This is a genomic window from Clostridium tepidiprofundi DSM 19306, from assembly GCF_001594005.1.
Taxonomy (GTDB): domain Bacteria; phylum Bacillota; class Clostridia; order Clostridiales; family Clostridiaceae; genus Clostridium_AC; species Clostridium_AC tepidiprofundi.
Genome location: NZ_LTBA01000018.1, coordinates 26,118 through 39,115, shown reverse-complemented (window position 1 = coordinate 39,115; position 12,998 = coordinate 26,118). Strand labels below are relative to the sequence as shown.

The 12,998-nt window shown below is 30.1% G+C and carries 12 protein-coding genes and 8 tRNA genes; all 20 read right to left on the bottom strand.

What is annotated here, in order from left to right; genetic code table 11:
- Nucleotides 1-39: 39 nt before the first annotated feature.
- Nucleotides 40-426, bottom strand: a complete 387-nt coding sequence (locus CLTEP_RS08385; protein ID WP_066825349.1) for a thioesterase family protein — start codon at nt 424-426, stop codon at nt 40-42.
- Nucleotides 427-814: 388 nt separating this feature from the next.
- Entirely contained in the window at nt 815-2,704 is a 1,890-nt protein-coding gene (gene ftsH / locus CLTEP_RS08380; protein WP_066825346.1) for an ATP-dependent zinc metalloprotease FtsH, read from the bottom strand.
- A gap of 125 nt (nt 2,705-2,829) precedes the next feature.
- The gene (gene hpt / locus CLTEP_RS08375) at nt 2,830-3,366 is read right to left on the bottom strand and encodes a hypoxanthine phosphoribosyltransferase (protein WP_066825345.1); all 537 of its coding nucleotides are present in this window, start codon (nt 3,364-3,366) and stop codon (nt 2,830-2,832) included.
- 2 nt (nt 3,367-3,368) lie between these two features.
- On the bottom strand, nt 3,369-4,763 hold the full coding sequence (gene tilS, locus CLTEP_RS08370; protein WP_066825344.1) for a tRNA lysidine(34) synthetase TilS: 1,395 nt from the start codon (nt 4,761-4,763) through the stop codon (nt 3,369-3,371).
- Nucleotides 4,764-4,874: 111 nt separating this feature from the next.
- Nucleotides 4,875-7,262: a stage II sporulation protein E gene (gene spoIIE, locus CLTEP_RS08365; protein WP_066825343.1), complete on the bottom strand. Its 2,388-nt coding sequence runs from the start codon at nt 7,260-7,262 to the stop codon at nt 4,875-4,877.
- Between the two features lie 330 nt (nt 7,263-7,592).
- A tRNA-Met gene (locus tag CLTEP_RS08360) sits at nt 7,593-7,669 on the bottom strand.
- Between the two features lie 3 nt (nt 7,670-7,672).
- Nucleotides 7,673-7,748: transfer RNA gene (locus CLTEP_RS08355), tRNA-Met, on the bottom strand.
- A 6-nt stretch (nt 7,749-7,754) separates the two neighbouring features.
- A tRNA-Leu gene (locus tag CLTEP_RS08350) sits at nt 7,755-7,843 on the bottom strand.
- Nucleotides 7,844-7,873: 30 nt separating this feature from the next.
- Nucleotides 7,874-7,950 (bottom strand) — tRNA-Met (locus CLTEP_RS08345).
- A gap of 4 nt (nt 7,951-7,954) precedes the next feature.
- Nucleotides 7,955-8,030 (bottom strand) — tRNA-Met (locus CLTEP_RS08340).
- A 6-nt stretch (nt 8,031-8,036) separates the two neighbouring features.
- Nucleotides 8,037-8,125, bottom strand: a tRNA-Leu gene (locus tag CLTEP_RS08335).
- 146 nt (nt 8,126-8,271) lie between these two features.
- Nucleotides 8,272-8,347: transfer RNA gene (locus tag CLTEP_RS08330), tRNA-Met, on the bottom strand.
- A 5-nt stretch (nt 8,348-8,352) separates the two neighbouring features.
- A tRNA-Leu gene (locus CLTEP_RS08325) sits at nt 8,353-8,441 on the bottom strand.
- A 218-nt stretch (nt 8,442-8,659) separates the two neighbouring features.
- Nucleotides 8,660-9,076, bottom strand: coding sequence for a S1 domain-containing RNA-binding protein (locus tag CLTEP_RS08320; RefSeq protein ID WP_066825338.1), 417 nt, complete (start codon nt 9,074-9,076; stop codon nt 8,660-8,662).
- Nucleotides 9,077-9,152: 76 nt separating this feature from the next.
- Complete coding sequence (locus CLTEP_RS08315) at nt 9,153-9,455, bottom strand: FtsB family cell division protein (protein ID WP_066825336.1); 303 nt, start codon at nt 9,453-9,455, stop codon at nt 9,153-9,155.
- Between the two features lie 47 nt (nt 9,456-9,502).
- Complete coding sequence (gene yabQ / locus CLTEP_RS08310) at nt 9,503-9,898, bottom strand: spore cortex biosynthesis protein YabQ (RefSeq protein ID WP_066825335.1); 396 nt, start codon at nt 9,896-9,898, stop codon at nt 9,503-9,505.
- Between the two features lie 8 nt (nt 9,899-9,906).
- Nucleotides 9,907-10,200 carry a sporulation protein YabP gene (gene yabP / locus CLTEP_RS08305; protein ID WP_153016305.1) on the bottom strand — a complete coding sequence of 98 codons (294 nt, stop codon included), beginning with the start codon at nt 10,198-10,200 and terminating at the stop codon, nt 9,907-9,909.
- 249 nt (nt 10,201-10,449) lie between these two features.
- Nucleotides 10,450-10,704 carry an RNA-binding S4 domain-containing protein gene (locus tag CLTEP_RS08300; RefSeq protein WP_066825330.1) on the bottom strand — a complete coding sequence of 85 codons (255 nt, stop codon included), beginning with the start codon at nt 10,702-10,704 and terminating at the stop codon, nt 10,450-10,452.
- A gap of 53 nt (nt 10,705-10,757) precedes the next feature.
- Nucleotides 10,758-11,084 (bottom strand): HU family DNA-binding protein, encoded by a 327-nt coding sequence (locus CLTEP_RS08295; RefSeq protein ID WP_161938363.1) that lies wholly within the window; start codon nt 11,082-11,084, stop codon nt 10,758-10,760.
- Between the two features lie 415 nt (nt 11,085-11,499).
- Nucleotides 11,500-12,960 carry a bifunctional methyltransferase/pyrophosphohydrolase YabN gene (yabN, locus tag CLTEP_RS08290; RefSeq protein ID WP_066825328.1) on the bottom strand — a complete coding sequence of 487 codons (1,461 nt, stop codon included), beginning with the start codon at nt 12,958-12,960 and terminating at the stop codon, nt 11,500-11,502.
- Between the last annotated feature and the right edge of the window lie 38 nt (nt 12,961-12,998).

Below are 12,998 nucleotides of genomic sequence, written 5' to 3'. Positions count from 1 at the left end.
TACAGGAAATTAATATTATTGTTCCCTGTACGCTATCATTTATCTATTGACTTTTTTCATAAAATCTTCAATATTAATTATGTATCTTTCATGAGTCCCTTCTCCGATTTTATCCTCTTCATCCCATGCAGTAACTTTAAAAAATAATTTCTTACCTTCAATTTTTTCAAGTACTGCTTGACATCTAACCTTCATATTTACAGGAGTTGCTTTGATATGACTTGTACTTATTTTTATTCCTACAGTAGAAAAACCTTCTGGTAAAAACTTATCAACACAATTTTTTGAAGCACATTCCATTAATGCAACCATTGCAGGAGTAGCAAAAACATTAACTGAACCCGATGCATATTTAGCAGCTGTATCCTTATCCATAACTGTAATTTCTTCAGTCCAATCTAATCCTTCTCGCAAATTAAATTCCATACGCATTCCCGATTTTTTATAAATCAGGATTCACCTCCCTGTTTAATTCTACAAAAGAAAACCTTCTAACTGAAAAGAAAACCTTCTAACTGAAAAGAAAACCTTCTAACTGTATTATAACAAATATAGCAATATCCTACTATAACATTTGATAAAAAATTTAGGGAGAATAATTTTAATATAATTATTCTCCCATACTAAGGCATTTGAAAGAAAATAACAAGTCAAAGATGCGACGTATATTTTGTGAAATACAAAGAGTTGGGTTCCGCTGATAGTAGGTTCTATCAACGGGTTCCAACGATGAAGTAGTTCGCAAAATAGACTAGCATACTGACTAGTTATTTTTTTGAAAATGCCTAATACTAATTCTCTTTAAAAAATCTATTTACTCGCCTTTTGGCATATCTTCGTTTTCACTCTTTTCTTCATTTTCATTCTCTTCTTTATTATTCATTTCAAACGATACTAGCGATTCTCCTCTAATAATAGCATTGAATTCTTCAGCAGATAGTTTTTCTCTTTCAAGCAACGCTTTTGCCACAGCATGAAGTTTATCAATATGTTTATTTAATATATCTTCTGCCTTGTTGTATGCTTCCATACAAAGTCCAGATACCTCTCTGTCTATCTTTGATGCAATCTCTTCACTGTAATTTCTCTCATGACCAATGTCTCTTCCTAAGAAAACTTCTTCATGACCAGTACCAAATGATAGTGGTCCGAGCTCATCACTCATACCATATTGAGTAACCATTTTCCTCGCAATAGAACTCATTCTATCAATATCATTTTTCGCTCCCGTACTAATATCGCCTATTATAAGCTTTTCAGCAACTCTACCACCTAATAATCCAACCATTTCATCAAGAAGTTTTGACTTAGATGTATATACTGTATCTTCTTCAGGAAGATGCATTGTATATCCTCCAGCCATTCCACGTGGAATTATACTTATTTCATGAACTGGATCGCAATTAGGTAAGAAATTCATAACTACAGCATGCCCTGCCTCATGATAAGCAGTAATCTTTCTATCTTTTTCGCTTATAACCTTACTCTTCTTCTCAGGTCCTGCAATAACCCTTGTTATCGCTTCTTCCAATTCATCCATACCAATAACTTTTTTTCTTCTTCTAACCGTCAAAAGAGCTGCTTCATTCATAAGATTTTCTAGATCAGCACCAGTAAATCCTGGTGTTCTCTTTGCAAGTACTTTTAAATCAACATCTTCTGCAATATGCTTATCTCTAGAATGAATCTTAAGTATTTCCTCTCTTCCCTTAACATCTGGAACACCGACTAATATTTGTCTGTCAAATCTTCCTGGTCTAAGAAGCGCCGGATCTAATATATCTGGCCTATTTGTGGCAGCAATCATTATTATTCCTTCATTACCCGAAAATCCATCCATCTCAACCAATAATTGATTTAATGTCTGCTCTCTTTCATCATGTCCGCCACCTAAACCTGCTCCTCTTTGCCTTCCAACAGCATCAATCTCATCTATAAAAACAATACATGGTGAATTCTTCTTGGCTTGCTCAAATAAATCTCTAACCCTTGAAGCACCAACACCAACAAACATCTCAACAAAATCAGAACCTGAAATACTGAAAAATGGAACTCCAGCTTCTCCTGCTATCGCTCTTGCAAGCAATGTTTTACCTGTTCCTGGAGGACCAACCAATAAAACTCCCTTTGGTATTCTCGCCCCCATATCAATATACTTTTTAGGTTGTTTTAAAAAGTCTACAATTTCAGCTAATTCTTCCTTTTCTTCATCTGCTCCTGCTACATCATTAAAAGTCACTTTTTTGTTATCAGGTGTTACCATTTTGGCCCTACTCTTGCCAAAATTCATAACCCCCTTGTTTCCTCCACCCTGTGATTGCTGCATAAACATAAAGAAAAAAGCAACCAACATAAGAATCAATAATATTGACGGTAAATACTGAAGCCAAATAGGCATACTTTGCGGTCTTATATAATTCACCCTTATACCTGTAATATCATACTTATCAATGAACCTATCTAATAGCCCTGATGAAACAGTAGTTTCATATCTAGTACCATTTTTCAACTCTCCAGATACTATTGCAACACTTCCATCCTGTTGTATTGAAGCACTTTTAATTTCATTTGCATTCCAATGTACTTTAAACTGATCAAACGTCATGCCACTAACATTTTTATTTGTCTGAAGAAGTGCTACTCCTGCAAAAATAACCAATAATAATACTATCATCCAGGCCGTTACGCTTGAAAATTTCTTCATATAAGGCCCCCCTCTCTATTAGCGTTACCATAAAATTTTATCATATCAAATCTATATTGACAACAATGCCAAAATAACAATTATAAGAAGTATTATATCATAATAAATTTTCAATTACTAATAATTTATTTATAAATCTCTTCTTTTAGCACAGCAATATAAGGAAGATTTCTATATTTTTCTGCATAATCTAATCCATATCCAACTAAGAAATAATCTGGAACATCATATCCTAAATATTTAACTGGAATTTCAACTTTCCTTCTTTCCGGCTTGTTTAATAAACAAGCTATTTCAACACTTCTTGGTTTTCTAGCTTTTAAATATTTTATTAAATATTGAAGCGTAACACCAGAATCTATAATATCTTCAACTATTATTATATCCTTATCTCTAATTTCAAAATCTAAATCCTTAAGAATCCTTACTACACCAGATGTTACTGCCGAATTACCATAACTTGATACTGCCATAAAATCCATTCTGCATGGTATATTTACTTCTTTCAATAAATCAGACATAAACATTACTGAACCCTTTAATATTCCTATAAATATCACGTCTTTACCTGCATAATCTTTAGCAATTCTGCTCCCTAATTCTTTTATTTTTCCCCTTATTTCTTCCTCAGAATAAAGTATTCTTTCAATATCATTTTTCATTCTTATTCCTCTCTTTCAATATTAATTACTAAAATCTTTTTTGTATTTGAATCAATTTTAAATCTTTCACTGACTCTATATCCTACAATCCACGCAATTTCATCACCAAAACAAATTAATGGAACATTATCGCGCTCTTCTCTAGGAATCTTTAAATCTATAAACATTCTATTCAGTTTTTTATTACACTTCATGCCCAGAGGCATAAAAAAATCCCCTGTACTTCTATGTCTAAAAACAATTTCCTTTTTTATCTTATCATAATCAAAATACTTTGTTAAACCTTTTTTTCTTTTAATACGATTGACATCATTGTTAACATCAATTATATCAAAGGAAATTACAATTCCCTCTTCATTTATAATATTTCTTTTCTGAATATCTAATATAATTTCTCTTTTATCACTCTTATCATTATATTCACAATGCTTGTGCATTTCAATATTTCCATAATTATTAATAGCTATTATATTATTGGGTAAATTTATTTTTTTACCCGTTCCTTGCCTCTGAATCTTAATAACATCATAAACATGAACTTTTGTGTAATTATAGAAATTACCACTTAATATCATAACTGCTCTTCTTATTATCCTAGTCAATATAGCTTCCTCTTCTTCAAAAGCCTTTTTAGTAATAATCAATTTGTTATTCTTAATACTACAATAAGCATTAAATTTTTCTTCCGCAATTTTTTCTAAATACTCATTATCATTTTTAACTGTATCAGCTAATCTTATTAATGTTTTTACTATATCCTTATTAAAATTTTCTTCAATATAAGGTATTAATTCCAATCTTATTTTATTTCTTGAAAAAATATTTTCCAAATTAGTTTGATCTATTCTAGGATTAATATTATTTGAATAACAATACTCTTCTATTTCTTTTCTACTAGAATTTATTAAAGGTCTTACATAGTAACCATCTCTAACAGGTTTAATACCAGTTAATCCTTCAAGTCCAGTTCCTCTCATTATTCTCATAATAACTGTCTCAGCTTGATCATTTGCATTATGCGCAAGAGCAATTTTTTGTGCATTTAATTTTCTCTTCAGTTCTTCAAAAAACTCGTATCTTGCATCCCTTCCAGCCATTTCACACGAAATATTTTTTTCTTTTGAAATCTTATGAACATCAACCCTTCTTGAATAAAATTCAATATTTTTTTCTATACAAAAATTTTCAACATATTTTTCATCCAAATCAGCTTCTTTTCCTCTTAAACAATGATTTAAATGAGCTACTATTATTTCTAATTTATATCGTTCCTTAATTTTATACAGTATGTGCAATAAGCACATAGAATCTGGTCCTCCTGAAACCGCTACAATAACTTTATCATTCATATTGAACATTTTATTTTTTTCTATTGTATTCAAAACATTGTTAATCAAGCAACTGTGCCTCCCATTTAAAAACTTTTTTACCTAACAATTATACCACACATACTATATTAACATAATTAGGTGAATACATACTATTAGTATTCACCTAATTATGTTAAATTAATATACTTTATCAACCTTTAAAACAACTATTGTAATATCATCTCGTGTTTTATAGTCACTCAGTTTAATAGCTTCACTTAACAGTCCTTGTGCAATTTGTTTAGGCTCATCACACTTTTTACCTTTAAGATATTCTATTATCCATTCATTTTTGCCTATATTATCATCATTATAATCCAAAGCTCCATCACTAAGCATTATTATCAAATCTCCATCTTTTACTCTCCTATCATTAACATCTATATCAACCTTGTCCAATATGCCCATAGGAAGAGTCTTTGATTTTATAACTTCAACTTCTTCTCCTGATTTAATAAAGCTAGCAACCGCTCCGACTTTCATAAACTCCGCATTTCCAGTATACAAATCAATACTACATAAATCAACAGTGGAAAATTTTTCTTCCTCTGAAAATTTCATAGCCATCATAGAATTCACAGCATTTATTGCAGTAAATTTACTCAATCCCGCATTAGTATAGCTCTTTATAAGTTTAAGAACAGCTTTACTCTCTCTCCCTGCTTGAGGACCAGACCCCATACCGTCACTAATAGCTGCAATAAAATCACCATCTTTTAATTTATAATAATCATAGCTATCTCCACTATATTTTTCTCCTTCTTTACATTTTCCTACTCCATAAGCCATAATACTGTATTTAGGTCTTTGTTTAAAAACTAAACTATATAAATTTGTATTTATATCAAAATTAATTTCATCATTTTCAATAATCATTTGTTTATTCGATTCAGCATTTATCACTGAAAGTATAGTTTCAATACAATTTTCCTTATCTTTAAATTCCTTTAACATAAGTTTAATAGTAAGTATTCCTCTTGAATTCTCAAAACAAATTACATCATAATAATTTATGTTATTTTTATATAATGCTTTTTTTAAATTTCTTCTCAATATACTATCCAATACTATTTCATTATCAATATTTTTGCTTATTTCTTTAGCATAATTTGCAATATTTCCTATTTGATTTGCTAAAAGTTCTCTTCCTTCACTCAAACTCTTTCTCTTTATCTCATTTATAATATAATTATTTACAAGTTCTTTCGTATTTTTAATCAATTCATCATTTTTAATACACTTCTTGCAAAGTTCCTTTGGTATCTCATTTTTATCATTCTGAAAATTTTCAATCATTTCAAAAAAATATGAATAGGTAAAATATAATTCTCTTCTCCAACATATGGAATTCATATCGCAATCTGAACAAACCCTATCTGCAAGATTTTCTACAAGTTCCGAACTTTTACTCTTTAAAATCAGCTTATCATTGTCTGATAAATTAATTAATGCATCCGACAAATTAATTAATGTTTTTGAAAAAGCATCTAGCCTTTCCGTAAAAACATTTTTAACAACATCCATATAACCTTCGCTTACACTTGATTTAGTGCCATAATTATTTAAATCCAAATAAAGTATATTATACGCCTTATTACTAACCACCAAAAATATTATACAAGAAATTATCCCCTCAATAATTTTAAATTGGCTAACATCCTTTATGTATATTTGAATTATTAAAAATGTAACCATATACGCAGCAGCAGATAACCATTTACCCGTTTTTTTAAATATACCTGAAACAAGTCCTGATAATCCAAACATACTTACAAACACAAGCATATTTTGATTTGATATGCCCATTATAAGTCCCAAAGCTACTCCTGTTGCTGTACCAACACCACTTCCATAAATATACCCCATTATTACTGCAATTAATAATCCAAATATGTTCATTATGGAAATAGTATACACCGTAATGCCCCACGTACCTGCTGCCAATAATCCCACAATTATTCCCATACTGATAATTTCTTCGTTAGTATATGAATCCTTTTTATTTAGTCTTCTAAAAGATAGTATTCCAAAATTCATAATATAATACATAGGTAATATACAAGCAAATTCCAACATAGAATTTAATATAGAAATTTCAACACTTAAATCTCTAATAAAAATATTATTAATCAAAAAATTCATAAATATTATAATAGAGATAACAATCAACTTAGTTTTTTTTGCTTCCTTGCAATAGAAATAATTAATACTTAAAACAACTCCTATAATTATAGCATTCATAACAATACTTTCTACACTGTGTTGCACAGTAAAACTACCCAAAAAAGTAGCTAACGCTGCTACAAAAGATGTTATATTATCTACATACATGATAATAGATATGAAAAATACTATTCCAAAAGGAGCAAAATTATTAATAAACTTTACTCTACTGATAAAAAAACATATCAAAAAATACTTTACATATTTTAGAATAATATTATAGTCAAACATCCTTTCGGTTTTTTTTGTAGAATTCTTATTATTAGCTCTCCTGTAAGGGAAAATATCTACTCCATATTGCATTATCACACCACCCACCCAATTATTGTAAACTACAATATTAATTATAACAATATTCATTGGAAATAATTGTCATTTGGTGATGTGTGTTATTTTTTTCGTAAGACATTAATATATAATATTATACAAAATTTACTATTTTATTCATAGAAAACAAATAGCATTCTAACCAAGCAAACTAATGATAACAATAGATTCATCAAATAACCACAATATATAGCATATACCATATAAACCCACAATATATGGTATGAATTTTTTTGAAAAGCTATTTTGAAAAATGTATTTTGTCGTTTAATGCAAAAAGCTCACAGATTAAATCTGTGAGCCTCATGGTAGCGGAAATAGGACTTGAACCTACGACACTTCGGGTATGAACCGAATGCTCTAGCCAGCTGAGCTATTCCGCCATATGGTAGCGGGGGAAGGACTTGAACCTACGACCTTCGGGTTATGAGCCCGACGAGCTACCAACTGCTCCACCCCGCGTTATTTTGGTGCTGAAGACCGGAATCGAACCGGTACGGTGTTTAACCACCGCAGGATTTTAAGTCCTGTGCGTCTGCCAGTTCCGCCACTCCAGCATAATCAAGACAGTATAAAATTCAAAATAATGGTAGCGGAAATAGGACTTGAACCTACGACACTTCGGGTATGAACCGAATGCTCTAGCCAGCTGAGCTATTCCGCCACAATGGTAGCGGGGGAAGGACTTGAACCTACGACCTTCGGGTTATGAGCCCGACGAGCTACCAACTGCTCCACCCCGCGTTATTTTGGTGCTGAAGACCGGAATCGAACCGGTACGGTGTTTAACCACCGCAGGATTTTAAGTCCTGTGCGTCTGCCAGTTCCGCCACTCCAGCATAACCAACCTCTGTCCTAACGACAAGTGTTATTATATATTAATAACAACTTGTTGTCAACAAATTTTTTTAAAAAATTTTAATAGATATCTACTCAAAAATCCACACTAAAATTTTTGCAAAATAAAAAACCCACACAAGTGAGTTGGTAGCGGGGGAAGGACTTGAACCTACGACCTTCGGGTTATGAGCCCGACGAGCTACCAACTGCTCCACCCCGCGTTATTTGGTGCTGAAGACCGGAATCGAACCGGTACGGTGTTTAACCACCGCAGGATTTTAAGTCCTGTGCGTCTGCCAGTTCCGCCACTCCAGCATGTAAAACAATATCAACAAGACGTATACTATTATATATCATAGCTTAATATATGTCAATACATTTTTAAATTCGCTATCAAAACATCGGAACTTCAGGTAAAAACTCTACTACACCTGAAGCAAAAAACTTCAATCTCCCCCTTATAGAAATGGGAGTCTTATAAAATCAATAATAAAATGCTGGAAACATAATCATCTCCAGCAATATAATTTCAACTATCTATTTTTCTTTTTAGCATATGTACCATTTTTAAGATTTTTATAATTTTTTAAATCCTTAAACTTTTCTTCACTTTCTTTCAAGAACTTAGATAGCGTATCTTCAAAGTCAATAGAATTTGTTTTCCTTTTTTTGCTATTCCAATCCACTTCTTCAGGTTTACATGACTTTTTTTGTTCTTCCAAGTTAGCCTGCTTAATCGATAAGCTTATTTTACCATCTTCTCCAATTGATACAATTTTAACCTTAACAATATCATTTTCTTTTAGATATTCACTAACATCTTTTACGTAACTATTTGAAATTTCTGAAATATGCAGTAGTCCTATCTTCCCCTCCACTTCTACAAATGCTCCAAATTTGGTGATATTAACTACTTTGCCTTCTACAATGTTTCCTGGTTTTAATGACATTAAAAAATTATCCTCCTTAAATTAAATATTTATTTAATATATTAATTAATTTTAGCATTTTTTCATATTCTTTTATCTATTTGCTTGTATTTTTATCTACTTGACTATTACTATCAAGCACAGGAATCTCCCCCGGTTTTATTAGCCCAAGCTTTTCCCTAGCTTGTTTTTCATACCATTTCTGAGGATTATTGTGAATCATATCTACCATATCTTTTAATTCTTGATTTTTTCTCTTTACTCTGCTCAATTCGTTTTTCCATGTTTTTAACTCACGTTCTTGATTTTTCATAATAATTCTTTGTGATATACATGAATATACAGTATATACCAGTAATAAACTCAAAAATATATTACTTATTCTAACATACTTCTTCATTATAACACACTTCCATTCAATGAACATAATAAAATTAAATAAACCTATTATTTTTTTCTATGCTTTAAATTATATGTTAAACTGTTAAATGGAAAAACAATACATTTACCTAATATCCTTAACACTTTACTTATACTTCCAAAAACAATAATTAAAATTGAAATAATGATATCACTGCAAAATTTAATATATATAACTATACCTAAAAAAATTATTAAGTATATATATATACTAACATATGCATAATCAGTATACAATAAAAATAAAAACACCAAAATAGACCCCAAAATCCAAAATAATACATCTTCTACAAACGTAACATATTTATTTGGGGTTTTTAATCCTCTTAAAAGTCTATAAATGTCAAATAAAATCCCTGTAAATATACCTGCAACTAAACTAAAAAATATTAATCTTATTTGAAAACAAATCGATATCAACATAAGTTTGTCTACTTGAAAAGTTTAGCAAATATGCTTTCTTTATTTTTACTCTTTTTATCAGAAGTATATATACAGGAATTGATTTTACCACTTATACTTATATCCCCATTATGAACATCCAACTTGTTCATCTTTAGGTCCTCCCCTTCAATTTTAAGAATTCCTAATTTTGTATTTAAAACAATTTCTTCCTCGTTAAAACTGATAACTTCTATAACTCCATTGCTTTCTATCTTCTCTCTATTTTCCAAAAACAAATTACTTTTACTATCCCCTATATTCATTTCCATCTTTTCTTCCATAATAACTTCGATTACCTCCCAAAAATAAATATAACAATACAAATATCTTAATTCCCTTTATAAATATATGCATAAATATATTGAAAAAATACATACTTTTCTAAAAGTAGCCAACAATCACTTATAACATAAAACTAAAATCTTGTATAACATAGTGTCTAAAAATCCTTAAATACTGGCAAACAAAAGTCGCTAGCAACCAAAACATCAATTTGTTCTGACAGCTAGCGACTTTAAAATTAAAATATATTACTCTTCTACTCCTGAAATGATTTCATACATTTCTTTTGCTTCTTCTTTTTTAACATGCTGAACAATGTTTATAATCTTCGCTTTTAGTATTTGTTTAGCAAACTGGATTTCTATGATATCGCCTTCATTTACATTTGTGCTTGGCTTTGCCAGTTTACCATTAATAAATACTCTTCCACTTTCACATATTTCTTTAGCTTTAGTTCTTCTTTTAATTATTCTTGATACTTTTAAATATTTATCTAATCTCATGATATATCCCCCTTACAAATAAAACCTAGATTTTCATCTAGGTTTTAAGTAAACTATTTATTAACTCTTTCCTTGAACTCTTTACCTGCTTTGAAAACTGGAACAGTAGATGCAGGAATTGTAATTTCTTCCTTTGTTCTTGGATTTCTTCCTTTTCTTTCAGCTCTTTCTCTTGTTTCAAATGTTCCAAATCCTATTAATTGAACCTTTTCCTTTTGCTCAAGAGCTTCTTCAACAGTTTCAATAAATGCTTTTAAAACCACTTCTACATCTTTCTTTTTTAAGTTTGATTTTTCACTCATGCGAGTAATTAATTCTGCTTTATTCATCTTTACTCTGATTTCTAAAACATCGATAAATTTCTTTATCTTAGTTTTCATACTTAAACAGTATGGCAGCCTCACAGAACACACATTATAATTACTATAATTAATAATCTAAAGATAGATTATTAATACCCTTTAACTATGACATAAACAACAACTATGTATACCCTTATATGTACCTATAAATGAAACCTCTCTTTGTCTATATCACATTAAAGAAACAATCTTGCCTTCCTATGATACTGCAGAAATCAGTCTTCACCTCCTCATAATTATTGTTTTTATAATATTTTTATGCTTTTTCATAAGATAGAAAATTTAAGCACAAACATACAAACACTAAAAATATTTTAATGTCAATACGTGTACTATACTACCTTATGAAAAGACTACTTATTTTATAAGATAGCATATTCTTCAAAAGATTTAAAATTCCTTCTTTTTGATATAAATATTACTTAAATATATTTTAATTTATATTATTTTTTTTAGCTTCATCCCACAATTCATCCATTTGTTCTAATGACATCTCATTCAGTTTTAATCCCCTTCTAGATGCAGTGCTTTCAATAAACTCAAACCTATTAATAAATTTATTTACAGAGCTACTCAAAGCCTCTTCTGGATCGACATTAAGAAATCTAGCTACATTTACACAAGCAAATATTAAATCTCCAACCTCTTCTAGTATTTTTGCCCTGTTATTGGATTTATATACATCCTTGACCTCATGATATTCCTCTACAACCTTTTCAAATGCAGATTCAACACTTTCCCAATCAAAACCTACCTTTGATGCTTTACTCTGTACTTTTGTAGCTCTCATTAAAGCTGGAAAATTTTTAGGTATATGCTTCAATTCATCCGTATAGTTTTCATACCCTTTTTCTTTTTTCTTTAATTCATCCCAATTAATCAGTACTTGATTAGAATCTTCAACATTTGCTTTTCCAAAAACATGTGGATGCCTATATATCATTTTATCACAAATAGCTTTTATAACATCACTGATATTAAAATAACCTTCATCCTTACCAATTTTAGCATGAAATACTACTTGAAGCAATACATCTCCTAATTCTTCGATAAGTTTTTCTTCATTTTTTTCATCAATTGCCTCTAAAACCTCATAACACTCCTCTATCAAACATCTTTTTATAGTTTCATGATTCTGTTCTCTATCCCACGGGCATCCATTTTCTCCTCTTAAAATATCGATTATTTCAATCAAATCATTAAAGTCTTTTGTTACATTTAGATCTTTTGGGATATAAATCGAAGTTAAATGATCAATATCACACTGTCTATCCAATTCAAAAATTCTAATTTTTCTTATACTTTCCATACCCTCTATACCAGCAGCTCTAACAAAATAAATTTCAAAATCATCTCCATAATATTCTGATATAGCCAATTTAACTTCTGCTGCAATAAATTTATTATAAACTTGAGTTATAACTATTCCAGTTCTCTTATCTAATATTTGATTATTAATATCAAATGCATCTATTATCTTTATTCCCTCTATTGGATCAATATTCAAACTCTCCATTAAAGCATCAACAAAGCTCACAGCAGGAACAATTTTTGTATCAATACCTCTTTTTTTAGCTAATTCAATCAATATAGTAACCGATTTCTCTGCAACAAGAGGATGTCCAGGGACAGCATAAACTATATCCTCATCCTTAAATTTTTCATGCTTTTCAATTAAATCTTCTGCAATAGAATTATATACTTCATCAAAGTTTTCATAGCTTTCATACTTATCATCATATGTTTCGTAATTTATACCTATTGAATCAATATATTCAACAGTCGGGTGTATTCTAGTTCTTAAATATACCCGTTTCTCATTTTTTAACATTTTTATAGCTCCTAGAGTAAGTGCCTCCTCACTACCAGGACCTAACCCTATTATTTTAATCATCAGCTTCCGTTATACGGTTCAACTCCCTTCTATTCATC